Source organism: Butyricicoccus sp. AF35-5AC (assembly GCF_003477715.1).
Lineage (GTDB): Bacteria > Bacillota > Clostridia > Oscillospirales > Butyricicoccaceae > Agathobaculum > Agathobaculum butyriciproducens.
Genome location: NZ_QUDX01000014.1, coordinates 12,001 through 37,733 on the forward strand (window position 1 = coordinate 12,001; position 25,733 = coordinate 37,733).

Annotated in this window: 21 protein-coding genes; 7 read left to right on the forward strand and 14 right to left on the reverse strand. The window is 49.7% G+C overall.

Going from position 1 to position 25,733, the window contains the following annotated elements:
- Positions 1–3: 3 nt before the first annotated feature.
- Both DWZ82_RS13100 and DWZ82_RS13105 read right to left on the reverse strand, forming a co-directional pair.
- Entirely contained in the window at positions 4–2,103 is a 2,100-nt protein-coding gene (locus DWZ82_RS13100; protein WP_118481166.1) for a hypothetical protein, read from the reverse strand.
- A complete protein-coding gene (locus DWZ82_RS13105) occupies positions 2,100–3,767 on the reverse strand; it encodes a hypothetical protein (RefSeq protein WP_118481167.1) in 1,668 nt (555 codons plus the stop codon). Before DWZ82_RS13105 ends, DWZ82_RS13100 begins: the two co-directional genes overlap by 4 nt.
- Before the next feature lie 129 nt (positions 3,768–3,896).
- On the opposite strand from DWZ82_RS13105, the gene DWZ82_RS13110 reads away from it, so the two are divergent.
- Together DWZ82_RS13110 and DWZ82_RS13115 are read left to right on the forward strand one after the other, a co-directional pair.
- Positions 3,897–5,963, forward strand: coding sequence for a hypothetical protein (locus tag DWZ82_RS13110; RefSeq protein ID WP_118481168.1), 2,067 nt, complete (start codon positions 3,897–3,899; stop codon positions 5,961–5,963).
- 208 nt (positions 5,964–6,171) lie between these two features.
- On the forward strand, positions 6,172–7,494 hold the full coding sequence (locus DWZ82_RS13115; RefSeq protein ID WP_118481169.1) for an ATP-binding protein: 1,323 nt from the start codon (positions 6,172–6,174) through the stop codon (positions 7,492–7,494).
- 63 nt (positions 7,495–7,557) lie between these two features.
- Here the strand turns inward: DWZ82_RS13115 and DWZ82_RS13120 are convergent, their stop codons facing one another.
- From DWZ82_RS13120 to DWZ82_RS13135, 4 genes are all read right to left on the reverse strand, one after another.
- Complete coding sequence (locus tag DWZ82_RS13120; protein WP_118481170.1) at positions 7,558–7,974, reverse strand: hypothetical protein; 417 nt, start codon at positions 7,972–7,974, stop codon at positions 7,558–7,560.
- Positions 7,971–8,762, reverse strand: a complete 792-nt coding sequence (locus tag DWZ82_RS13125; RefSeq protein ID WP_147356941.1) for a hypothetical protein — start codon at positions 8,760–8,762, stop codon at positions 7,971–7,973. Before DWZ82_RS13125 ends, DWZ82_RS13120 begins: the two co-directional genes overlap by 4 nt.
- A gap of 249 nt (positions 8,763–9,011) precedes the next feature.
- Entirely contained in the window at positions 9,012–9,623 is a 612-nt protein-coding gene (locus tag DWZ82_RS13130; RefSeq protein WP_118481172.1) for a YczE/YyaS/YitT family protein, read from the reverse strand.
- 12 nt (positions 9,624–9,635) lie between these two features.
- Complete coding sequence (locus tag DWZ82_RS13135) at positions 9,636–10,061, reverse strand: MarR family winged helix-turn-helix transcriptional regulator (RefSeq protein WP_158575248.1); 426 nt, start codon at positions 10,059–10,061, stop codon at positions 9,636–9,638.
- Between the two features lie 169 nt (positions 10,062–10,230).
- On the opposite strand from DWZ82_RS13135, the gene DWZ82_RS13140 reads away from it, so the two are divergent.
- The 3 genes from DWZ82_RS13140 (at position 10,231) to DWZ82_RS13150 (ending at position 16,114) form a co-directional block, all read left to right on the forward strand.
- A complete protein-coding gene (locus DWZ82_RS13140; protein ID WP_118481174.1) occupies positions 10,231–12,678 on the forward strand; it encodes a GH39 family glycosyl hydrolase in 2,448 nt (815 codons plus the stop codon).
- Between the two features lie 221 nt (positions 12,679–12,899).
- Complete coding sequence (locus tag DWZ82_RS13145; RefSeq protein WP_118481175.1) at positions 12,900–14,294, forward strand: MFS transporter; 1,395 nt, start codon at positions 12,900–12,902, stop codon at positions 14,292–14,294.
- A gap of 14 nt (positions 14,295–14,308) precedes the next feature.
- Entirely contained in the window at positions 14,309–16,114 is a 1,806-nt protein-coding gene (locus DWZ82_RS13150) for a PHB depolymerase family esterase (protein ID WP_118481176.1), read from the forward strand.
- A gap of 344 nt (positions 16,115–16,458) precedes the next feature.
- Here DWZ82_RS13150 and DWZ82_RS13155 read toward each other — a convergent pair whose 3' ends face one another.
- On the reverse strand, positions 16,459–17,031 hold the full coding sequence (locus DWZ82_RS13155) for a recombinase family protein (protein ID WP_118481177.1): 573 nt from the start codon (positions 17,029–17,031) through the stop codon (positions 16,459–16,461).
- Positions 17,032–17,086: 55 nt separating this feature from the next.
- On the opposite strand from DWZ82_RS13155, the gene DWZ82_RS15000 reads away from it, so the two are divergent.
- Entirely contained in the window at positions 17,087–17,749 is a 663-nt protein-coding gene (locus tag DWZ82_RS15000; RefSeq protein WP_158575250.1) for an HI0074 family nucleotidyltransferase substrate-binding subunit, read from the forward strand.
- Positions 17,750–17,766: 17 nt separating this feature from the next.
- Positions 17,767–17,940 carry a hypothetical protein gene (locus DWZ82_RS15220; protein ID WP_158575252.1) on the forward strand — a complete coding sequence of 58 codons (174 nt, stop codon included), beginning with the start codon at positions 17,767–17,769 and terminating at the stop codon, positions 17,938–17,940.
- Positions 17,941–18,288: 348 nt separating this feature from the next.
- Here DWZ82_RS15220 and DWZ82_RS13170 read toward each other — a convergent pair whose 3' ends face one another.
- From DWZ82_RS13170 to DWZ82_RS13200, 7 genes are all read right to left on the reverse strand, one after another.
- Complete coding sequence (locus DWZ82_RS13170; RefSeq protein WP_118481179.1) at positions 18,289–19,230, reverse strand: class II glutamine amidotransferase; 942 nt, start codon at positions 19,228–19,230, stop codon at positions 18,289–18,291.
- Position 19,231: 1 nt separating this feature from the next.
- Positions 19,232–20,323, reverse strand: coding sequence for an amidoligase family protein (locus DWZ82_RS13175; RefSeq protein WP_118481180.1), 1,092 nt, complete (start codon positions 20,321–20,323; stop codon positions 19,232–19,234).
- Positions 20,324–20,353: 30 nt separating this feature from the next.
- Positions 20,354–20,641, reverse strand: a complete 288-nt coding sequence (locus tag DWZ82_RS13180) for a DUF960 family protein (RefSeq protein ID WP_118481181.1) — start codon at positions 20,639–20,641, stop codon at positions 20,354–20,356.
- 136 nt (positions 20,642–20,777) lie between these two features.
- Entirely contained in the window at positions 20,778–22,280 is a 1,503-nt protein-coding gene (locus DWZ82_RS13185; RefSeq protein WP_118481182.1) for an S-layer homology domain-containing protein, read from the reverse strand.
- A 160-nt stretch (positions 22,281–22,440) separates the two neighbouring features.
- The gene (locus tag DWZ82_RS13190) at positions 22,441–23,694 is read right to left on the reverse strand and encodes a phosphoglycerate kinase (RefSeq protein ID WP_118481183.1); all 1,254 of its coding nucleotides are present in this window, start codon (positions 23,692–23,694) and stop codon (positions 22,441–22,443) included.
- Positions 23,685–24,716 (reverse strand): type II glyceraldehyde-3-phosphate dehydrogenase, encoded by a 1,032-nt coding sequence (locus DWZ82_RS13195; protein ID WP_118481184.1) that lies wholly within the window; start codon positions 24,714–24,716, stop codon positions 23,685–23,687. Before DWZ82_RS13195 ends, DWZ82_RS13190 begins: the two co-directional genes overlap by 10 nt.
- Positions 24,717–24,720: 4 nt before the next feature.
- Positions 24,721–25,719, reverse strand: coding sequence for a phosphoglycerate dehydrogenase (locus DWZ82_RS13200; protein WP_118481185.1), 999 nt, complete (start codon positions 25,717–25,719; stop codon positions 24,721–24,723).
- Positions 25,720–25,733 lie beyond the last annotated feature (14 nt).

A 25,733-nucleotide genomic window follows, 5' to 3' on the forward strand; every position in this document is an offset into this window, starting at 1 on the left:
AGCTTACGTTGCATTTTCAGATCGTTTGATTTTGCAGTTTTTGCCCGAACCATCGGTTTCGATATGCTTGAACGCTTCCTTGACAGCCGCGTTCTTCCGAGCTTCTTTCCATTGCCCCGGCTTCATACCGAGCTGTCCCTGGACCTCTGCAATCAAGATTGGGGAACCGTCCCAATCCGCGAGCCATTTGAGCAGCTTTGAGGCATGGGTCGGTTTTCCTTGAAAGGTTCGGCCGGCTGCCAGTTCGGACAAGCATTCGAACGGTAATTCGGAAATCTCGTCATGTTGGCAGTCTCTGAACGATTCACGAACGTGCATGACAACCTCTTCGGGCGGCTGAATCAGCCACAGAGAAACTGGTTCTTTACCGCCATGATTGCGCAGCGTACTGCGGAATACAAGCTGGACCAGATCGCGCGCCATCGTTAGATTTCTCATTTTCTGTACGCACGCCAGATCGTCTGTATTCCGGAAACTCGGATCGAGACACGCCTGCTCGAATTCGCCCCACGCACTGCCATCGAAATCGAATGCCAGTGCTCGATTGAAATATTCTTCCGAGTCGAAACGGCCCAAACCGGCACAAATCACGCAATCCGCTTCATTGTATCGATTCGATCCGTTCATGCCTCCGAAATACGGCAGACTCTCTTTGGGTCCACTGTTGTCATCCGCTTGAAGCGGAATCAGACGATCGTGGAACTCGCTCAGGGCATCCCAAAGCTCTTTCGCGTAGCCCTTGTATGTAACCACAAGGACCTGGTGCCCTGCCATACCGGACAGCTTGTTCTTCAGCCAGACCGTCAGTACGTTCCGAGTCGTTTTATTCGCCATCGCGGTCTTGCTGACGCTGAACCGGGTGTCGGAACGCTGCACATGAATGGTAAGCCGCTGATACGATTCCTGCACATCTGCCGAAGGTATATCGACTTCAGGATTCTCATACAATTCAGGCGAGAGAAACGCTGAACCGCTCAAAATGAACGTGCGCAAGTCATCTCGTATGTCGAACGGGCGGCAGTGCGGAACCGTTAATTCGTGTTCCTGGCCGATTTGATAGGCAGCGGGCTGCTTTGACAGTACGCTGACCGTCTCAATAATTTCGTCGGAACGCGGACCGGCATAGTGCTCCAGCTGATCGCAGAACGGATCCAGCTTGCTCCAATCGAATGCTGCCGCATTGAAATCGTCCGATGTTGCCATTGCAATGCGACTTCCGTTCGCTTTATACTGCCGAAGCAGTTTTTGAAACGGAATACGGAGCGAATAGTTCAGCGTGCTCAGCAGCGTCTGTTTTGGCTTGTCCCAGCTCAGCTCATAGCTGGGTTTGTACGTCGAAATCATTCCTTCACAGGCAGCAATCACACTCGTTGAAAGCTTAGAAACTTTCATCAGATTCGGTGCTTCATCAACAATCAGCAGCTTCCGCGTGTAAATCATTTCCTCGCCGGAACTCCACTCACGCAGAGCAGACAGATTCTCGATATAATATTGATCGTATCGAGCGTGCATAAAGACGAGGAACGGTGTCTGATTGGCCTTATCAGCGGCATGCAGCAATCTGCATTCTGCCGCCTGAGGGCAATCTTTTCCGGGACATTCTGCACGCGTCTGCACATCGCTGCGCTGACAGCCGCCATGGGCAATATTAAAATCGTTCGGGCTCTCGAGCACGCGAACGAGATCGCGGTTAGGAGCGTTCTCCTGTATCAAGTCGCGCAGCTCGTACGCCTCGGCGGTTTTCTCAACGACAAGGATAACGCCGCCGAGCGACTTGGCGTAATCACTCATGCGAACGAACTCGCGCGTCAGCACCTTGACAAGCGCACGCACCAGCGTAGACTTGCCCATCCCCGGCAAGAGCGGAATGGTCGTGACCGGCTCCTCCGCCTCGCCCAGCATCAGGCGGACAGTATCTCTGAGCAGCTCGCGCTGCCCAGATAGATATGTTAACCCGCGTGTAGAAAAGTACTCGTCAAGCTCGTTCATCACTTGTCCCGTCAAGTCGTCAATACAGTGCGGAGAATACGCGCTCCACTCCAATGCCCGAAGCTCTTCGTTTTCACCGAAACTCGAATCAGCAGATTTTTTGATATCTTTCATACCTCATTCTCCTCCGATTCATCAATTTCTGCAACAAAATCAGCTTCGGCTTTGCAGTCGTCCGATTCGAGTGAAAACAGGCTCCCAAGGTCATTCCCGATGCTGATTTCATGCTGTTTGAACAGCGAAAGCAGGTCATTGAGAGCGACACCCATACAGGGCAGCGGCTTGTCAGCAGGCGACAGCTTGTACTTCCACGTCGTGTCGCGTCCGCCGGTGCGGAACGGAATGCCGTCCTCTGCTAAAGCTGCCTGCAACGCCGCTTCGGCAGAAATGTCGAGTTCCACGTCCCTCTCTTGCAGCCAGTCCTTATATGCGGTGAGCAAGCTCCTGCGACCACAGATCAACAAGAGAGTTGTCTGATTCTTGAGCGTACGCAGCCATGCCACCGACTGCGAATCCCATGTTTCCCCTTCCTTACGGATACCTGCAATGTGGTCATGCAGATACTTCTTGAAGAACAGGAGGAAGGTGTACGCATTTTCCGGATTGAGCTTTGCAGTGGTGTCTTCCGGCGGTTTGGGAGACGTTTCGGGGAGAATCGCGCCCCAAACTGTGCGAAAGAACGCCGATGCCTCATCATAAATGCAGTAGTTTTGCTGAGTACCCCAAATCAAAAGCGTTTCTAGTACGGCAAGCAATTTTGCCTTTACATGTACCATTGTATCAGCAGAGGTACATGTAAACCTGCCATCATGTTTAGATGGGATAAACCGCGCTGCACGCCGCTCAATCTCTGCGGCAAAGTCTTTCGGATTTTTACGACAGAGCACAACAAACTTCCGCAGGGTATTCTGGATATTGCTGTGCTGTGCGAAAAGTCTTTGCAGCATTTCCTCGTCGTAGTTTAACAACTCGTTGCCGTCCAACGTAAAAATTGTACGTTCGCTGCCGGCCAGCTTGCGACCCAATACCACAGGAACAGAGAACGGGTAGCTCTTACTTACTGTGTTGACCACAGCCTGCGGGATACTGTTCTCCAGCGCGACCAAACGGTTGACAACCGGTGCTGGGAGCGTCATACTTTTCTTACCGGCAGTGACCTTCAGCTTTGCATAATCTGCAAGGTCATCACTCGGCCGAGCTGCACAAAGCTCACGGTGCGGCTGCCAGCTGTGAGGTACAGTAGCCGTCCAGTGCTTGCCTTTCCATTTCTCCGGACCGCCGCAGGTACGCAGGAGTTCCTGCAGAACCGGAGACTGGGAGACGGTCTGAATCCCGGTAAGTACGACGGCAATGCTGCCGCCAAACAGCGGGTACAGAATAGAGAGCAGCGGTGCGGTAATGCACAGGACGAACAGCATCAGCAGCGTGGCGTTTTTCTGGCACAGCTCCGGCAGCTGGAACAGCGCCTGGAACGCATCCGAGCCGCTTGCGTTCCGGTAACCCGGCAACCGCGCCGTGTCGGGGTCAAGCGAAACATCGATGGACTCGATGTATACGTGCTTGCTGGGCTTGCTGAACTTGTTGAATTCCTGTTCAGAAATCCGGCTCCACTGATTGCCACGGAGAACTGCATAACCGATGGGATGCTTGCAATGGGTCACCATGCAGAGATCCACATCATCTGTGCTGCCACTAATATCGCAACCCAGCTTGGCCGCTACGTCACCAATAATAGCGGCGGAAGAGCGATGGATCGTGTTTTTGTTCTTAATGATCATAATAATTACCTCCTGATAAGTGATTCAGGCGCCTGTTTTTTAAGCTCATTCTGAGTATAAGCTGCCTTTTCTGCAATTTCAATGCTAGCATTTCCAAGTTTTTATACTATAGAATTAGGAGAAAATCGTATGGAAGTAAAAGGTGAAATATTCCATGAAAATGTATATTCCCTATGGAATGTCATGGACGCACCCAAAACAAATAAAGCTACAAATACACCATTTTTCAAAAAGTTAAATCGAATACACAACTTATTAAAACGCAAAAATATAATGAAGCGTGAACTGAGCAAAGAACATGCCTTAATGGATTGCATACAACTTCTTATCATTCTTACATACAAATACAAAATCTCCGAAGATAAGGACGAAAAGTCTTTAATATTATCCGTTTTTTCAATCCTGAAATCTTGGATTAAGGAACGTTTTTGGAAATATAATGAAGCTCAAGAGCAATCAAGTTTTAAAATTTTGTCTCTGCATCATCAAAAGCAAAGCTGGTATAGCTATATAAGAGAGTATTGCAAAATCTGTAAGCCAATGGCAGAATTCAATGCTCCTACTGAAAATCTTCAAAAGATACCATCTCGGATATCCAATATACATTCTGTACTGACCACACAAGGTGAAACGGAAATAAACCAATTAGTTAATCTGTTCTACGAAGAAAATGCAAATAGTTTCCATTGTGCTGAGCCTAAAAAAATAATCAAACAAAATATACACAACTTAATATACGCGATGATTCAGTATCCGCATTATTTTACGATTCTCCATTTTTATTTCTTTATTGCATTTACAAAAAATCGTAAATTTTTGCTGGACAATCATTCGTCAATACCTGCTTCCAACACCCAGTTCTGCCCTACACTCTTCTTTACTCAAGAAGAAAGAATGCTATTTTCAGAAGATCATTACGTCGATCTGTTCAATAAAATTGCAAAAATCTTTCATGATCGTCCAAACTCGATTTGGAATCGAATCAATATACATGCCGAGCCCAACTTTCTGCGCCTATATTTTCTTGTATCCTTATACAATCGCAACTGCGATGAAAATCATATATTCGACTGCTACGATATAAATCACGGTTTTCAAGAAACACCTCTTGATGCAGAAAATTTGAATATGATGGCTATCGACCTGGCAAGCGATGATAGTTACGCCGATATTTCACATAGTTATGATGAATACAACCATATGCGACTATACTCCCAAGGGAAGACTTCAGAATTTAATCAGGCTAAATCAGATAATACTATACTGAACATTTTATATCAGTTACGGCATCAAAAATTATCTCGTTCCAAAAAAGATGAGTTGATGAACTGCTTACAAAAAGAACCTGGCTATAAGTTAGCACTGTGGATTAAAAGAGTTCTTGAACCTCGCACAAGATTAACTCTCGAATGTGGTGTCGAGCCTACTTCTCACGTAAAAAAAGCCATTGAAAATTTGTATTTAGCATTGCAGGAATTAAATGATACGTGTTCAACTGGACTTGGTATGGTAGAAGCAATCGAATACTTTGAGAAAATAAAGAAAACAGAAGGTTTGAACATTGCTCGAAAAGAATTACTCCAGATACTACCTCACAATTTTCAAGGTATACCTGTCCCGTCCGCAGACCATCCGGAACTGCAGCTCAAATATCAATATGATTATATCTACGAATATTTGAAGGTTCGCGGATATAACTTATCCGGCATTGGATTCTTTACTGAAATTGGCAGTAAATCTCATAAACCTATTGCATATAACTCGAATTACAATATGTTGGCAAAGGATATCCTATACTTTTCTGAAACTATAGAACAGCATCGAGAACTTCTCTATCCGCTATGGTTTAAAGAACAACGCACTAATCCTCAGAAACACACTATCCTTACCGCAGAACAACGAATGGCTATTCTACAACTACAAGAAAGTATTATTCAATGGAACTGGGAAACATCTGACTATATCCAACTTATGCAGGTATACCATGATCCACTCGCATTTATTAATTGGATTAAGAAAGAACTCCGCTTACAAGCCACTAATGATATAAATCGCACAAAGTCATTTAAATATATCGTTCTAGAAAATATGGATAAATTTAAATCCTTAACAAGTTATTTTGCTGCCGCTGCCTTCTACCAGATGATCAGCAACTTAATCTACTTCCTGCGTGAGGAGATGCTGTCGCTGCTCTAAATCCTTGCGGTGCGCGAATATCTATCAAGGGGGGATATCTGTTCTTTATACTATATAGAAGTCCCCCTTCAGTGGAATGAATCATCAAGTCGATCTACGGCTATACTAATTGCACAAATCACATTTGATTATATAATTTGTGCATTACATAGCATAAACTTGAAATTTAAAATCATTTATGCTATGCTTTTATCAGGAGGGTTGCCGTATGATCGCTTCACACAAGCTCAGAAAACGAAATATCTACCTAAACAAGCTCATCGCCTTTCAGGACACCGAGCCGATCAAGGTCGTGACCGGCATTCGTCGCTGCGGCAAATCCAGTCTGCTCAAGCTGATGGCTGCCCATTTGCGTGAGAACGGTGTCAATGATGAACAGATCATCGAAATAAACTTCGAATCCTACGAGTTCATCAAAATGACCTCAGATGACCTGTATCAGTATGTGAAAGAGCGTTCACTGCCGGGCAAGCGGATGTATCTGTTTTTCGATGAATTGCAGCGTATGGCAGGCTGGGAAAACACGATCAATGCGTTTCGCGTGGATTTGGATTGCGACATCTACATCACCGGCTCCAACGCCTACCTGCTTTCGTCGGAATATTCCACCTATCTGTCCGGCCGCTGTGTGGAAATCAAAATGCTGCCGCTGTCGTTTGCAGAGTTTATCGATTTCCATGGTTTCACTATTCAAGAGGTCAAAAGCGCGCTCGGCGGTACGAAAAAGCAGGCAGTTGATGCCGACGGTACCCATTACGAGCTGCGTGAGATTTTTGACGCCTATATGCGGTACGGCGGCATGCCGGGTATTGCAGATGTCGGGTTGGAACAGGACAAGGCCCTTACCCTGCTGGACGGCATTTATTCGACCGTTATTGTGCGTGATATTCTAGAGCGCGAAAAGCGCAGAGGTCAGCGACAGATCACAGACGCCATTCTGCTCAAAAAAATTATTCTGTTTTTAGCAGATAATATCGGCAGTTCGGTTTCCGTATCCTCCATCGGCAATACGCTGGTCAACGAAGGCCTGCTCGACGAGGGCCACCGCAAGACAAAGCCCAGTGCGCATACGGTTCAGGCCTATGTGAATGCGCTGCTTGAAGCATACTTTTTCTACGATATCAAGCGTTTTGATATCAAGGGAAAGGAGTTTCTGCGCACACTGGGCAAGTATTACATCGTAGACATTGGTCTGCGCAACTATCTTCTCGGGTTCCGCAACCGTGACAGCGGCCACGCGATTGAGAACGTCGTTTATTTCGAGCTGCTGTGCCGCGGCTATGATGTTGCTATCGGCAAGGTCGGCACTGCCGAGGTCGATTTCATTGCAACCAAGGCCGATGAAAAGCTGTATGTGCAGGTAACGGAATCCATGGAGAGCGAAACCGTGCGTGCGCGCGAGCTTGCTCCGCTGCAGAAAATTGCCGACAACTACGAAAAAATCGTACTTTCACTCAATCCAGGTCTGGATTCGTCCTATGAAGGAATCAAGTCGCTGAATCTGATTGATTGGCTGCTGGAAAGTAAATAACAAAAGATAACCGCCAGGTTCCTCATGTCGGAGAAACCTGGCGGTTACTTTTGAATATCAAATTTATCCGATGTGGCGCTGTGATGGTGTGGCGCTGGGAACAGCCTTTACCGCCTTACTCATCTCCTGCATCAGAGAGGCGTAACTGAGGTCAGACGGATCATCCGCATAGCGGATCCAGTAGTGGTCGTGCGCGACAATACCGTGCGTCTTGCGGCAGATCAGTTTTGGCTGGTAGAGCGTCAGTCCGGCGATGGCGAGCAGCTCTTTGGCATTCTGCCGCGTGGATGGGAAACACCGGTCGGCGAAGAATTTATCCAGCCGTGCAGCCGTCGGCGTCGCCTTGCCGTTCATGCCGAACAGCAGCACCGGCAAATGGGAAGGATTGAGCACCGTAAACTGCGGCTTGTTATTCTCATCATAGCAGACCTGTACTACGGGCGTCTCTTCCCAATAGATTGTGAAATCAACAGGTTTCATGCGAAATACTCCTTTAGCTGCTGCAATCTTATCTGCAGAATCGTACGGCAATAGTCGAGCATCTGTGCAGACAGCGGCAGACCATCGAATACGGTATCCGGAATGCTGTCCGGCAGGACAATCCCGCTCGGGAGCTGATTTACCAAGTGCAGCTGTTTGGAAAAGCTCGTAGAGAATGGTTTGGCTTTGCAGGAATACAGATATTGTTCAACCGGACGATGCTCCGCCTGCATGAAACCAAGTGCATAACCGTTGTCAAACAACGGTGGAAAACGGTATGAACCATCTGTTTCGTCCTTGAGAACGCCAAAATTATTCAGATGACGATCCTCATTGCAGATCAGGAAATCAAACAGCAGCATGGTGTTCAGATAGTCTCGTGCATCCAGCCCGGTCAGCGTACGAAACAGGTCAATGACAAGCGCATAGTTTTCTTTTGCGGAAACAGCCCATTGAATGGGCGCATCCGAACTTTCCACCATGGTCTCAAACGAAATATAACTCTCGTTCTTGTGACAGAAGTTGTGCGAAATCGTACCAAGCAGGAGTTTTTCATCGTCTACACGAATGCGGCATAGCTGATATTGCACGACAAGAATATGCAGCAGTTCACCAACACGCGAAGCAATGACTTCTGCAATGGCATCCTGATATTCACGCCCATGATCGACGCGATTCGCTTTGACATAGCAATCGGTTTCCGGCTGATACCATTTCATTGCGTCGCCCTTGCTCATAGCTGAAAGCAGTGACGGAATACTCGTCGCAGTTTCAATAAAACCATACAACGCACTCACCTGCCTTTACTACATTATATAGATTTCTTCCATTGGGACGCAAAAGATCATTGCAAGAATATAGAGAAACAAACAACTCCCGGCCGTGAAGATTGGTCAGGAGTGAAGAGTGCTAAGAGCTGGAATTATGGAGTTTTTCGAAGAAAACTTATAATTCAATCTATAACTAAAAACCGGAGCGAAGGCGATATCTGCACTGTGTAAACACGAAATACATAATCTGCGTTATGCCTTTACGCGCTACAGCACTTCGTACAGCTTGATAATACGTCCGAGCATCAGCGCAGACAGCACGGTTCCTACACCGATGCCGTAAAACGGGCTGTGGTTGATGATACACAGCAGGGCGCTGATCGCAACCATAGAAAGGTCAAACGAGTTCTTGACCGCGGAAAACCGCAGATGAAATACTTCGGAAATGGTGTTCACAATACCGTCTGTCGGCGTGAGCACCATTTTGCTCTTCACGCACAGAAATACGCCGGCCGCGGTGACAAACATGGTCAGCGTAAAGCAAAGCAGCCGCGTGGGCAGCGCGAACGGCAGCACAGGAATGAGCCAATCGTACACATCGGTCAGCACGCCGAATGCGAACGAAAGCGGGATTTCGAGCAGATAAGTAAGTGTAATTCTGCGCGACAGAATGCACTGCATCACTACAAAAATCAGATAACAGATGATGGACGCGGTGCCGAGTGAAATGCGATAAATCTCCGAAATGGCATACATAACCGAGCTGAATGCCGCCACACCGACGTTGTAGCGCACGTTCAGCACAACGGCCGCCGCGATCAGATTAAGACCGACAATGTACCAAACGGCACGCTTGCCGGTGTTTTCAGATGTTTCCATGTGCATTCTCCTTTAGCTGTTTTTCAGATTGTCCAACGTCTGTGTGATGAGCGCAAGCAGTGTATCTCGATCAGCCGCGCTGATATGATCGAGCAGCACATCGCCGAAGTCGGTGCAATTGCGCTGCATGGTCTCGTACAGCTCCTCACCCTGCGCGGTAAGCGTCACGGTTTTGTAGCGTGCATCATGCGGAGAGATGCGGGTGGTGAGCAGGCTCTTGTTCACCATGCGTTCCACAATGGCGCGCGCCGCCTGATGCGTGACACCAAGGTGTGTTTTCAGGTCTGCGGCGGCGCTTTCCGGGTGGGCGTGGAAGAACAGAAGCGCGTCTGCCTGATCGGCGGTCAGATCAAGTTTTTTCAGATCGCGATTGCGCCGCTGTGTGATGGTATTTGATAGCTGCTGTATCTTTCGGGAGAGAATATAGGTAGACTGCATGAATATCACCTGATTTTTATATAATATACAATACATTGTATATTAGCAGAAGAGCGATGTTCTGTCAAGACGAATTCTTGCCCTGCCGAACAATTTCGGTTGTCAAATCTGCTGAAGCTGTGTTATGCTGTTGCTATCAGCAGGACACTGCGGCAGGAGGCGTTGAACAATGGATCAGGGGCATATCATATTCCGTGTACTGCATCACGAGAATATTTCGATCACAATGGATGCAGGCGTATCGCTGTTTTTTGGTCTGCATGGACAGTATACGATTTCTACTGCACAGGAAAGCTACACCGTCGGTGCTTCTGAAGTGTACGCCGTATCTCCGTTCACGCTGTATCGCGCTGTCAGTGGAGAGAATGCAGGCGTGCTGCAGATCACGCTTTCGCCCGAAATTCTGCAAAAGGCTGACTGGTCGCCGCGGCAAATGATCGACTGCTATCTGTCCCGTAGCACACTGAAGGATTCGGTCGCGCAGGACATTCGCAGACGGTGTGCGACACTGTTCCGGCTGTATTTTCAGCAGACCAATCAGGCGGAGCTGCAGCGGCAGGCGGTATCGCTGGCCTCTCTGCTGTGGAGCCGGTTTTCCACAGCGGACTCGGTTCAGCCGGAAGAGAGCATCAACACACTGAAACTGCTGGAATCTGCACTGAAAATGATCCATACGCAGTGGAATCAGTCGATTTCACTGTCCGAGACGGCAGCACGGCTGTATGTGTCGGAAAGCTATATCTCGCGTGTGTTCAAAAAGTATGTGGGGACCACATTTACCAAGTATCTGGTTGATCTGCGGCTGTCCCATGCGGTCAACGACCTCAAAGGCACAGACTCGGTGACCGAGATTGCCTACCGCAACGGCTTCAAGAGCGACAACTCGTTCATCGACTTTTTCAAGAAAGCCTACGGCTGCACACCGGGCAAGTACCGCCAGCAGCTGAAACAGCCTGCAAATACGATAGAGCCTCCCAAAGCGGATATTTCGGACTGGCTGCAGGAGCTTCTGCAGTATGCAGACGGCGCAAGCCTGCGTTCGGACAGCCCGCCGACCGTCATCCGAAAAACGATTCGGCTGCCTGAGGCACAGGACGGAGAACCGATTCGGCAAAGCTGGCGGCAGCTGGTGAACATCGGCTACGCGCATGACGGTCTGATCGGCTCGGTGCAGGAGCAGCTGCGCCGTGCGCAGAAGGAGATTGGCTTTACCTATCTTCGGTTTCACGGCATTTTCGATGATGATATGCATATTTATCAGGAAAACGAGGATGGTTCGCCGTGGTTTAACTTTGCCTATGCGGATCTGCTGTTTGACTTTATTCAGGAGATTGGGCTGATTCCGTATGTGGAACTCGGTTATATGCCGTCCAAGCTGGCAAAAACGCAGTATACCATGTTCGACAATCCGGCAATCTGTATCAGCATGTATAATGATTCGGAAAAGTGGCAGGCGTTGGTGCAGGCGTGCTTGTCGCACTGGATTGACAAATACGGTTTGGCGAATGTGCGCAAATGGCGATTCACCGTGTTTTCGATGAATTACAGCAGACTGCAGTATACATCGCCGGTCATGTCACACGAGGACTATTGCAAGATGTTTGAAGCAGCCTATCAAACGATCAAAATGATCGATCCCGAACTAAAGCTGGGAGGTGCCGGTTGTTTTCCGGGTATTTCGCTTGCACCGGATGGTCTGCGCCGATTTCTTCTCGATGTAAAGGAGCACGGCTGTCCGCCGGATTTCATCACGGTGCAATGCTACCCGCACGAAGACTTTGCACAAGATAGTGATTTCTTCTATTTTACCTCTAAACAGACCTCGATGCCGTCGGTGCTGAGTAAGGACAGTAGTTTTACCCTGCACTTTCTGCAGCGGCTGGACCGTATTCGGCAGGAAATTGGCTTTGCAGACTGCCCGATTGTGGTTGAGGAGTGGAACTCTACCTTATGGCAGCGTGATATTTCGGGGGACACCTGCTATAAGGCGGCATGGCTGATCAAAAATGCTCTGCAGAATTACGATCAGGCGCAATATCTCGGCTACTGGCTGCTGACCGACTTTCTTGACGAATGGCTGGTGCCGGGCGGCGTATTTCATGGCGGATACGGTCTGTTTACCATCAACGGCATACCCAAGGCGGGATATCAGGCACTGCGGATGCTGAATCGAATCGGTGAACGCAAAATTGCTTCCGGTGAGGGCTGGTTTGTCTCCCAATCAGAAAATACAATTCAGGTCTATCTGTATCATTACTGCCATTATGATGCGCTGTATCGCTACCGCTACCAGAAGCTGACCGATCCGCACGATGCCTACAAGGTGTTCGAGAGCGACGGACGGCTTAAAATCGAATTGGAGCTGTGTGGTTTGGATCCAGGCATATATCGGCAGGAAATCTGGACGATCAACCGTTCGGCCGGGTCGACCTTCGACCGTTGGATCGAGATGGGAGCTCCCGGAGTTATGACACCGGAGGATTTGAAGTACCTGAACGACATGGCGCAGCCGCTCTGTAAAATCCGGGATACGGATACCGTGGGTACGTTGCGCCTGCAGGCGGAGCTGGAGCCTCATGAGGTTCGTCTGATCGTGTTAAAAAAGAGAGATGGATAAAACTATCATTTGTGAAAATCCATGATTTTTGCAAAGCTATACCAAAAAACTGAACTATACCGCATAAAAATCCCCAGTCATACAAAGAAACCGCCGGAATATCGGGAGCGATATTCCGGCTTTTCTGTATTTCTTCTCTGTATTTGCGAGTAAACTGTAAGCATGAAAATGAGCAGACCTGCAGGAAAACGCTCACACAAGAAAGAAAAGGGGAGAAAAACATGGCATCAGCAAAACAGACTGTGCAGAGCAATGCAAGCACAAATGTAAAAACCAGCATCTTTGAAAAGATCTCCTACGGCATGGGCGATGTTGCATGCAACGTCGTATTCGCACTCACCAGCGGTCTGATCACGTACTTCTACACCAACGTCATGAGCGTATCGGCGGCTTTGGTCGGTATGATCATGCTGATTTCGCGCATTTTTGACGGTATTTCCGATGTGGCGATCGGCCTCATCATGGACAAGGTGCATTCCAAGCACGGACGAGGCCGAGCGTGGGTTCTCTGGATGGCACTTCCGTACGGCATTTCCGCCGTAGCGCTGTTCTGTCTGCCCGCAAATGCAACAGCGGCTGTGCAGGCCATCTACATTTTCATCACCTATAACCTGTGTACAACGGTTGTCTACACTGCACTGAACCTGCCGTATGGCGCAATGGCTCCGCTGATGACCAGCAACGAGCAGGATCTGGCTAAGATCAACCTGTTCCGCATGGCGATGTCGCCGATTGGCAACATGATCGTTTCTGCGGCCTCCCTGCCCATCATCAACCGCATGGGCGGCGATCAGGCAGCGTGGATTAAGGTAACGCTCATCTACTCGGTAGTCGCTATCGGCCTGCTGCTGTGGTGCTTCTTCGGCACTAAGGAACGCGTCAACACCCAGGCAGCACAGGAAGCAGAAAAGCTGCCGGCAAGCGTCCGTTTTGGCGCACTGATCCACAATAAGTACTTTATCATGCTCCTGCTGACCGCGCTGTTCCTTGCTGTTTATCAGACGGTCAACGGCACCTGTGCGACTTGGTATTCGCAGTATATCCTTGGCAACGAAGAATACTATGGCATGCTCAACTTGGCGGAGGGTATCCCGGGAACCATCGTTATTATGTTTCTTGCGCCGTTCATCAAGAAGTTCGGCAAGCGCAATCTGGTTCTCGCCGGTGCAGTTTTGACCATGGTCGCTCAGCTTACACTGCTGGCAGTTCCGGCCAACCCGGCCTTTGTAGCTGTGATCGCAGCGGTGCGCGGCATTGGCAAGGCGCCCCTGTTCGGCTGCGTGTTTACCATGATGGCGGACGTTGTCAACTACGGCCACTGGAAGACCGGTGTGCGCGTACAAGCCCTTATCTTTAGCGCAGCTACGGTCGGTCAGAAGTTTGGCGGCGGTATTGCAGGCGCGATTGTCGGTCAGCTGATGGATATGTCGGGCTTTACCGGTCTAGAGCAGGAAATCCCCTCAGCGGTTGCGATGGTTGAAAACCTGTACATTTGGGGCGCCGTTTTTTCATGGGCAGTTATCGCAGTACTGATGCTGGCCTATAAGCTGGACAAGCAGTATGACGGCATGATTTCGGATATGGAGCAGAAGGGTATGCTCAAGCAGGCAGACTGACAAGGAGAATCGCAATGTATCAGAACTATCAATATGAAGTAGATCCCAAGGATCCCTTCAAGCCCCTGTATCAGGGCACGTTCGAGGAAACCGTTGAGGTCGGCGGCAAAACGCGCCGGTATCTGCTGTATATCCCGGAGGGGGCGCGCCCCTCGACGGCAGGTGTGTTGGTTCTGCCGGAGAACGGCAAGACAGCGGATGACCTGTGGCGTGAGAGCGGTTGGCGTATGATTGCGGATACCGAGGAGACTAAGGAAAAGCTGATCTTGTTTTTTCTCGAGCCGGAAAACGGCAAATGGCAGCTTGACGAGCCTTACGGCAAGCCGGACGGCGATGTAGCATACATTGAGCAGGTGTATCTCGCGGGCACACAGCGGCTGAAGTTCTGCGTGCACGAGTCCAAGTTTTACCTGACCGGCTGCCGCGAGGGCGGCGTGATGGCCAACATGGCGGCGATGTACAATCCCGCCGTGTGGGCAGGCGTGGTCAGTGTGGGTGGCTCGGAGGTGCCGGAGGACTACCGCAAGGCGGCGGCAGCGGATTTCTGCACCAATCTGGACGGCTTTATCGACGAAACACACCGTCTGAACCTCAAAAAAAGCGATATCCCGATGCCTGCATGGGTGATCGACGATCCGGAAGTCCCGACCGGGACGGACAATGGTACGGCGGCTTACTGGCGCGCGTCCTGCGGCATCACGGAAACGGGGCACCAGATCATGCCCGACGTGATGGAATATGTCCGCACGGAGGAGCCGCCCTACGCACCCAATCAGGAAAAGCAGGCATTCCGCGTTTGTACGAGCGCAATCGCAGGCGCTTCCGCGGATTATGCCAATCCGCTGCTGCGTCGGATTTGGAAGGACTTCCTGTACCGGCAGCGCCGCTGGATGAGCGGCCCGGGCGGCGACCTGCGCGTCACAAAGGACCCGGTGGCCGACCTCGGTATGGAATACCATTACGAGGGGATCGGCGGCTGGATGCGCGAATGGTATGTTTACGTACCGGAGCAGGTCAAGGCGCAGCCGGAAAAGCCGGTTCCGTTGGTATTCGCGATGCACGGCTATACCTGCGCAGGCGAAATCTACGCGGGCAATTCCGAGTGGTACAAGGTTGCGGATAAGCATGGCTTTATTGTGGTGCATCCTTCGGCAACGCCGGGACAGATGCTGATGAGCAATCAGGCGTGCGACCCGGATAATGTGCCGCTGCCGGCATGGAACTTCATGCACAATGCGCCGGACGGACCGGATGAACTGGAGTTCTTCCGCGCGATGCTGGAAAAAACCTGCGCGGCGCATGCGATTGACCGCAGCCGCGTTTATGCGACCGGCCATTCGCATGGCTCGGTCATGACGCAGGTTCTGGCGATGGCGATGAGCGAGGTATTCGCGGCGGTCGCGCCCTGTTCGGGTATTGTTTTTCAAATGCCGGATATGAATATCCGTGCCCTGCCTGAGATCGTAAGCCGTAAAGATGTTCCGGTACCGATCTGGATGTTCGGCGGCGAACAGGAGGCTTGGCTGCTGCCGAACAAACCAACGGCGGACAACGAGACCGGCAACAGCCTGCGCATCTGGCGTGGCATCAACCATATGATGCCCGAGATGCCGGACGATTTCTCGACCGGCTGGACGGTGCATGGCCGCTGGAACGATCTGACCTACCGCCGCGGCGACGGCGCGCCGATGGTGAATTTCACTTGGGTGGACTATATGCCGCATGCGACCATGACTGAGATGAGTTTCCGTATCTGGGAGGAGTTCTTCAGCAAATTCTCTCGTGTAGACGGCGAGATCAAATATAATCCAGGAGTATAGATGAGCAAAACTTGTTTTGCGCTGCCGACATATAAGCACAATGCAGCCGGGCCTCTCAATCACGAGAGACCCAGCTGTATTTTTCCTGAGATTCAAGATAAAGTGCCATTTGAGTATAATATCCAATCTTGCGTTCGAGCGTTTTCACAACAGAAAGGTACAGCAAAATGGTGTTTGGCAAATGGTATATGCTCATCTATCAGATCAAGGGAGAACAGGTCTTTGTTGAATATGTGATTGACAGACGACAGGATTATCGATGGCTGATTCAGTAAAATCCCCATACATCATCTGACGAGCGCAGGCAGAAATGTCTGCGCTCGTTTTATAGAATTCACTCGCATTTAGATATGTTGAGATGCAGAAGAAACCTTGGAGCATCTTCGGTAAAAGGTATTAGGCTTCAGCCCAGTCTGCCGCATGGCCTCAGCCGCGGTAATCTCTCCTGCACGCCATCGCGCAACGACCCGCTCGAAGTTGTCCGGCAGAGGCATCGGCTTACGGCCGGTGTACTTGCCCTGTTCCTTGGCGATGGCGATACCTTCGCGCTGGCGCTGGAGAATATACTCGCGTTCGAGCTCCGCGACTGCTGCAAATACGGTGAGCATAAATTTTCCTGTTGGCGTGGTTGTGTCGATAGCCTCTTTGCGGCTGACGAATTCCACCTGTTTCTCGGTCAGCCGTTCCACGAGGTCAAGCAGGTCGCGCGTGTTTCTCGCAAAGCGGCTGATCGACTCTACGATTACCGTATCGCCGCGGCGGACGTACTCCATCATATGGGTGAGTTCTGGTCGATCGGCATTCTTGCCGCTGGCCTTGTCGATGAAAACTTCGTCAACGCCGAGCTCGCGCAGCAGAACTTCCTGTCGAGCTGTGTTCTGCTCCTCAGTGCTGACGCGGATATATCCAATCTTCATGGTGTATCTCTCCTTTAAGTATGGTATAATGAAAATAATAAGGACGGTGACGCTAATGGATAAGACAATCGAACAGGTAAAACAGTTAGCGCACCGTTATGGAGTGCCGAAACTGGTATTATTCGGTTCGCGTGCCCGCGGCGATTATCGCGCCCGTAGCGACTACGATTTTGCGGTATGGGGCTGCACGTCGCAGCAGCGTGCGCAATTCAGCGATGCTGTCGAAAATGATCTGGACTCGCTGTATTCGGTTGATCTGGTGTTTGTCAGCGAACATACCGATGCCGCATTGCTTCAAAATATAGAGAAGGACGGGATTTGCTTGCTGGACCGTTACAATACGAAATTCGAAAATCTCACCAATGCTGTAGAACGCTTGCGTGAAGGCGTGCAGGCGTATCAAGAGAATCCGGCCAAAATCATTCGCGATGGTGTAATCCAGCGTTTTGAGTTCACCTGCGAACTGGCGTGGAAAACCACTCGTGAGTTCTTACTTGACCAAGGTTTTACAGAGTTAAACAGTCCGAAAGCGACTATGCGCAAGGCGTTCTCATATGGCCTGATCGACGATGAACAGGCGTGGATTGCATTGCCGAATGCTCGCGACCAGACCTCGCACCTTTATGATGATGCAACCGCACAGGAAATTTACTCGCAGATTGAGAGCGAGTTTGTATCGCTGTTTGACAAGCTTATCGAGCAGTTGAAATGCGGTTAATTTGAGAATTGCTTACTATGCCGAATATACAACAGACTAAGATTACCGAAATTCTTAATAACATTGCCATGTCCTGCCGCATGGAAGGACTGGAGATGACCGATGAAATACGGGCAATGTGCCTTGCTATCTATAACGGCAGCACAACTTTACAGGATTGCCTGCATAAGATCAATGAGAAATACCTTTGAAACTCATTTATGTCAATAGGATCGCCGCACATTTTGACATATTTCAAAAGCCCGAAAACGACCCTATTGACATAGTTTTTCGTTGTTTCAGATGGGCATACCCTAACGACACGCTCAAAAAATACCGGCTCTTGATGAGTCGGTATTTTTGTGTTTAGTCATCGTCAATGATATCGGCCAGCAGACCGATAATAGTCAGCGCACCGAGAATGACTTTTCCTGCGTTCATCTTCTCACCTCGTTTCAGTTGTCAGAAAAGTTTTCGACAGCTTCAATGATTAAATCAACAACAGCGCCAACGGCTTGGAAGATTGGACCGAGCGGAATCATAAGCAACATCTCCTTTCCTTAATACGCGTAGAGCAGTTCTCCGGTCATTTCGTGCAACAGAGTAGGATCATACAGCATTTCCTCGATTTCTTCCTCGGAGCAGCCGTAATCCAAGAGTGCCTGCACCTCATCAGCAGAGACACCAAAGGCTTTTGCAACGCTGAATAAGTCATCGTAGTTCACGGGTGTATCTGTGCAGCAGTCGCGGTAATATGGAGAATAACGCCGCCACCAATGCTCATAGCTGGTTCTCGGCGCAAATGCCCCGGTAGTGATACGGCCTGCTCGGTCGATTCTCAAAATCTCGCCCTCCTTTGGCTCCAGAATATCGGTGGGCGCTTTTAGTCTCAGCTTCTTGATGGTTTTGCAGAGTATTTCCTGAGTGGAAGCGTAAATCAAGAAGCCACCATAGAACATCACGCAAAGCGGATTGTCTCCGACCACGAACCAGATGGAGTTGTCCTTATCTAGAACCGTAAAGACAAAGGAACCCTCGACCTTTTCAGCCATAGCTTGTAGGCTGTCGAAGTCGAGGGTTTTCTGCTGTTCAAGAAGCTGTACGGCAACGTAGCTGTCCGTTTCAACACTTGTCATCGGGAGATTTTCTTCCATACGGAGTTCTTTGTCATTCCAGAGAACGCCATTATGCGCGAGAGCAAAGCTGCTGCCGTCAACTTTGCCGAGAAACGGATGATTATTCTGGTTGAACTGCGCGTTGCCCTGTGTGGTCATACGGGTATGACCCATGACCGCGTTCACACCGTGTGGAATGTGAATCTTCATTTTTCGAGCGGGAAGGGGGCGCTTATAAATGCGCAGACGGCCGTTGAAGCTGTAGGCAATACCTGTCGCGTCCGTACCGCGAACTTGGCACTCTCTTGCGAGAGTGTTCAGGATTTTGTTTTTCGTATGGGTACTCAGGCACTCCTTAAAGTCGATTAAACCGAATAAACTGCACATATTACTCCTCCTCGCTTGCAGATACAGGTTCGTTAACGTAAAGACGACGCTCCTTCAAATACTGAATAAGCTCCGGTTCTCTGATTTCGTCGAGAAAATCGAACCAGCTAAGCTCTTGCACGGCAGTGTCGGACATAGAAACAGCCACCTCGACGAGATGATTGACCATCTGCAAGGTGGCTTTGAGAGTATTCAGCTTCAATGTACCGCGGAACATGCGGATTTCGACCGTATCCGCGTTCGTGAGATTGACCGCCGTATAACGTCCAGCGCAGGAATTCTTTGCGTGGTTCATCTGCTCGGACGGGGTGAGGCGGATGCCGTACCGCGCTGCCCAGCGGTTCATCTGAGCCTGCGTGCGGCGGCTGAAGCGCAGCAGCTCCGCCCAGAATTTTTCGACAAAGTACAGCAAGCGAGCAATCGCGGCTTCCTGCTGCTCATAAGTACAGCCGAATGCCAAGCGGGAGATGTGAACATGAAGGCCGCAAGTCCCGGCCGCGTGGCTCAAATAACCCATGCTACGGGCCTTGCGGAGAACTTCTGCCCACGGCATTTCAGTCAAATGGTACTCAAGCGTCATCGGATGAGTGACAAGTTCCAAGCCTTCATCCAGGCTGCCGTCCGTCTTGATGTACAGGTTTTCGGCGTTGGCGTTCGCGATGTCAAGGAGCTTCTGCGCATTGCTGTTGACCGTGCCGCCGTCGTCAATTTCGAGCTCTACGCCGAAATGACGCAGACCTTTTCCGTGGAACACAAGGTCTGGCGTGTAGCTGTACTCGTGGATGACCTCGCTGTGCTCGTCCCAGCAGGACGCGCAGTAAGCGTTGTCGTCACCGTCCCAGTACGCGCTGTCACGATGAATAATGCGGCCGCAATCATCGCAGCGCACGTAATACTCATCGAAGCAGTGATCACAGAGCGTGTGGGTGTCATCCTCAACAGCGTTCTCCTCGTAGACCCGCTCGGCACAGTGGTCGCAGATTACGGTCAACCGGTCGGCGCAGTCCTCACAGAGCCAGTCTCCCTCCACTTCAAACATATCTTCAATCGGGTGCTCCGCACCACAGTTTGCACAAATTCTTGTTTCTTTCATTGGTTGTTCCTCCATTTTGTTTAGTAAATCTTAATATTCTTCGGCAAGCAGCATAGTAGAATGCGTCAAATCGTCGATGACGAACACCTTCGCGTTTATCGCATCGTCACACGGTACATCGAGCTCGTAACGGTACGGCGGCTGTTCCTGCTCGTGGACAATGTGCTGACCGGTTGCGGTTTTGGTTAAGGTGAACACTTGCAGATAGTCTTTTTCCTCGACCTCCATCGTGAGCACCATGTGCCACATGAGGTTTGTCAGCCACGATGGAATCTCAGCCATCACGCCGCGCGTCAGGAATTTTTGATTGTTGAACATTTTCGCTTCCTCCTTTTTGACAAAAAGTAAGCTCCTGAGAATATCCCAGGAGCTTCTACTGATATAATATATAGATCAAAATGGGGGAGAAACAGAAAAAGCACAGCTTCGGCTGTGCTTTTTGTCTGTATGAGGTTTACTTGCTCATTTCGCAGAAACGCATGAGGATTGCGGCAACCTGTGCGCGGGTTGCGTTGTTCTGCGGGTTCAGTTTGCCGTTGGAGCCGTTCACGATGCCGTTCGCAACCGCCCACTGCATTGCGTTTACAGCGTAGCTGCTGACGCTTGCGGCATCGGAGAAGCTATCCAGCGAACCGTTTGCAGCCGGAGAACCGGCGTAGCGATACAGCATGGTGACAAGCTGCTCACGGGTGATGTCGGCATTCGGGTTCGTGCCATCGGATACGCCCTTAGCCTTCGCCCAATTCATGCCCTTCTCGCACCAAGTAGCGCCGCCGGTGGTGTCCTCGCCTGCGTAGCGTGCAAGAACGGTCATCAGCATACCGCGGGTCGTCGAAGCGTTCGGAGAGAACTTATTGTCGCCGGTGCCACTCATCAGGCCCTTGTCAGCGACGTACTGAACTGCATCGTTGTACCATGCGTAGGAGGATACATCAACATAGCCGTTGGTAGACGGCTTCTCGTCTGCAACCTTCGTGAAGGTCGGAACGACCGTAACCTTGCCGTCAGGCATGGTGAACGTGTACTGGTTGTCGAACTTCTTGGAAACGGCAATCGTGTTGCCCTTTGCATCGGTTACGGTCAACTTGCCGAGCTCGTAACCAGCGTCCGGGGTAACGGTGATGGTTACAGTATCACCCTTCTTGGCAGTGGACTTGTCCAGCGTTACCTTACCGTTCGACGCAGTGGACGCGGAAACGGTGTTGGTCGTGGTGGTGGAACTGGAGGACGAGCTGCTACTCTTTCTGGGCGTTATGATGCTGAACGTCAGATCCTGATAGCCCGTTGCTTTTACAACTATGCTGTACGTCGCTCCAGCACCCTTGTTGAAAGGCGCCACAGTCATATCAACCGCGCCGTTGTCCTGAATAATTTTAACGGCGTTTTTCCCGGAAGCCGCATAATCCGTTCCGTCAACAGATACCACGGAAATTGCATTCAGATAGGCGGTAAACTGCTCGTCTGTAATTTCATCAGACGCTTTGACAAGAACCTTCCTCTCTGCGTCATATTTGGCATAGACATCCGATGTTTTCAGTTCAAATGTCGTGGAAACCGGCGCATACTTTCCGCCACCGTCACTGACTGTCAGTGTGTAAACGCCGAAAGCAGGTGTTCCTTCCCAAGTTAGTTTTCCATCGGCAACCATGAAGTTGAATGCACTGAGATCCTCATCACCCTTTGTCACGGCGTAACTCGGCACAAAGCCATCCGGCAAGTCTGCCGTAGTGACCGTCGTTTCCAGTGCAGTGTTTCCTGCGTCTGCAACAGAAACGGACGCACCTCTGGAACTGTAGTGCACCGGAATATTGGTACTGATGTAACGGGCGGTTCCATCATTCAAATAGTAGGTAATTCTATCGATTGTCTGTCCTTGAAGCTTCTTATAAATGCCCGTATCATCAAAGCCCAACTCGGTGCCACGCCAGATTTCCGACACATGGCGCAGACCGTACACGTTATGCTCTGTAGTGCGCAGCGTTACAGCAGAAACATTATTTTTTTCTTAAATTCAGGTGTGTAGCTTTGTGGCATGATAATTACCTCTTTTCTCTACTGGATTTATTATATCTTACTAGCCACTGCTGTTACAACGTTAGTATAGCACTTCAGAGCTTTCATAGTTTTTGACGTTCGTATGCCTGCTCCATTGCTTCAATAAGAGGCAGTTTCTTACCGCTCATAAAACGAACCATCGCGCCGCCTGCTGTGCAGACATAGCTGATTTGGGTCATGTCAATGAACTTAGTCGCACTTGAAACTGTATCTCCACCACCGATGACAGAATAAGCATGGCTGTTTGCGATTGCCTGCCATATGCCGCGCGTGCCAACTTCAAACCCTTCCTTTTCATACATACCTGCCGGACCATTCGCAAAAATCGTCTTTGCACCAGCAAGCAATACATGATAATCAGCAACGGTTTTCATACCAATGTCAATAAACTGTGCATCCTGCGGTAATGCATCCACACCGCATTCGATGCGCTGTCCATTTTTTTCATATGCCAAATCACATGGCAGCACAAAACGATCAAAAAACTCAGCCAAGTATTTCTTTGCCGGTTCTACAAAGCTCAGCATATCGCGGTCCCTCAGAAACTTCATCTGCGGTTCACCGAACTTCACGCCATTGGCAAGATGCATGATGATACCGGTGACACCAGTAGTCAAAAGCTTGTCAGCCGTTCCATTCCTGAGAACAGTTTCCATCATACCAAAGGCATCGGAAATCTTTGCACCGCCCAGCACAAACATGCTGGGATGCTCTGCATTGTCCTTGACCTGAGACAATGCGGCATATTCATCAAAAAACTGAAAGCCCGCTGCCGAGGGCAACACATGCGGAAAGGCAACCATAGACGGTGCTCCGCGATGAGCCGCCGAAAAGGCATCATTGACATACAGATCAAACAGCGGAGCCAGTTTGCGGACATGCCAAACCGACTGCATTTCCTCCGGGGACAGCTTAACAAAATTTGAAAATGTAGAAAGTTCTTCGCCCAAGTAACGCAGATTCCCCAGAATAATCGCTTCGCCGGCAGGTAGTTTTTTCACTGCTTCAATGGCAGCCGGACCACACACATCATCGATATAATGTACCGGATGTCCAGTAAGCGCAGTGAGTTTTTGGGCATGCTCCATCAGAGGAATTAAGTTCTGATAATCCTGCGTATCCCCCTGATGCGCGATCAAGGCGACCGCGGCACCGTTTTCCAGCATATATTTCAGCGTCACCGCATTTTTCTTCAATCGATTATCATTGACGATTTTCTTTGTCACTGGGTCAATCGGAGAATTGATGTCTGGACGAAATAATATTTTTTTTCGCGCAATCTCCAGACCCTTCAATGCATTCATTTTTATTTCCATTTTGCCATCCCCAGATATTCGTTGGTCTTTCGGGTTGCTTCTTCCATCGTGTCCTGCATCTCAAGTGCAGCACGCACACCGTCAAGGGTCTCCGGAATGGTGACTGCTTCCTGCGGAATATAGATGGCAAACATAATCTGATCCCCGTATTCTACGATAGATTCTTCCCACAGTCCAATTTCATACATATCGCCGCGCGGGTTGCCAAGGTCACGCGCATACTTGAACATAGAAGCATTACCGAGGAAACCGTCTGCGATGCGTACTACACGGATACGATCGTGCTTCAAAAATGCTTCCAGCGCCTGCTCCTTGGTGATCTTATCCTTGCCCTGCACGGTAACCGTGATAATATGTCCATGCGTGACCGGCGTATGTACCAGAATACCAGTTGCTTCGATATGCGGCATAATCGTCATAAGATCAAGTGCCTGATGAGACGGCGCCTTGTCGATTTTCAGTGCGTTGGTCAGTCCGCGATGATAATCACCAGGGTCAGCTACACGGCGAATGATGGTGATCGCAACCCGCTCTACACCGCCGCAGTTACGATCCAGACAATCCACGGCACGAATCAGGCCAGTCGTATTGCACGAAGTCAGCTTGAGGAACTGCTTTCCCAGTCCCTTTTCATAGTTTGCACAACCGTGGAAGAATACATCTGCTACATCGTTCTTCTCGCCGCCCTGAAAAATACACGGTTTTCCCATTTTTTCAAACAGCTTCTTATTTTCTGCGCCCACACCAGCCGGAGTTGCATCCAGCAGAATATCACACTGCTCTGCAAGGTTCTCCAAGGTACCGCATACCGGAACACCGGCTTCTGCATATGCATCCGCATACTTGGGATCGGACATATACAAATCATACGGCATTCCCTTTTCCTTGAGCGCACGCACACCAAGATTCGGGGTACGGTTCGCAACACCAACCAGTTCCATATCCCCCATCTGACTTACACCGTCTGCCAAACGCTGTCCGATTGTGCCATATCCAACAACGCCCACTTTTACCTTTTTCATCAGTTTACGCTCCTTTATATTCACGACTATAAAAACGATATTGCGGATTCAAAATACTCGCGATTGGTTGTCCGCGCAGGAAACAGGACAGCGTATTTGCACAGGATTCAAAGACCCCACGGACTCCCTGCGTGCTCACTGCGGCTGCATGCGGCGTAAGTACCACATTCGGCAGTCTTTTCAGAATCGAATTCTGGTCAAACGGTTCGATCTTGAACGCATCTAAACCAGCCCCGGCTACCTTTCCGTTTTTCAGAGCTTTTGCAAGTGCTTGCTCATCAAGTACGCTTCCCCGGCTGGTATTGATAATATAAACGCCATCTTTCATCTGCGAAATCGTTTTACTATCAATAAAATCCCGCATTTCCTCTGTTCCGGGTAAATGCAGACTGATAATATCGGCCTGTTCGATCGCCTGATTCATTGATACGATCTCTACGCCAAGTTCTGCCGCTTTTTCATAATTCGGATACGGGTCATACGCAATGACACGCACCGGAAACACCTGTAAAAGCCGAGCAACCTCTTGCCCGATGTTTCCAAAGCCGACCAAAGCGACTGTTCCCTCCAATGTCTGCGACATCTTCGAAACGACACCACCCGCACGCAGTTCTCTATCATAGCGTGTCACATTTCGTAACACCGACATCATAAGTGCCAACGTATGCTCTGCGACTGCCCTTGCATTCGCACCCGGCGCATTTGCTACCGCGATTCCAAATTCCGTCGCACTCATCAAATCCACGGTATCATAACCAGCACCAAAGCGAACAATCAGCTTCAGATCCTTTGAGCAGGCAGCCAATGTTTTCAGATTCCATGGTTCCCGACCGGCAATAACATAGTTGCAGTCACGTGCTGCGCGAATGACTTCTTTTTCATCTTGTGTATGATAAAGAGGGAGATGACGAATTTGGATACCCCGTTCCACCGCATCACTAAAAATTTCATTTAAATTTAAATTCAGTTCGTTTTGGACCAATACAGCTAGTTTTTCAGGCATTAACCGCACTTCCT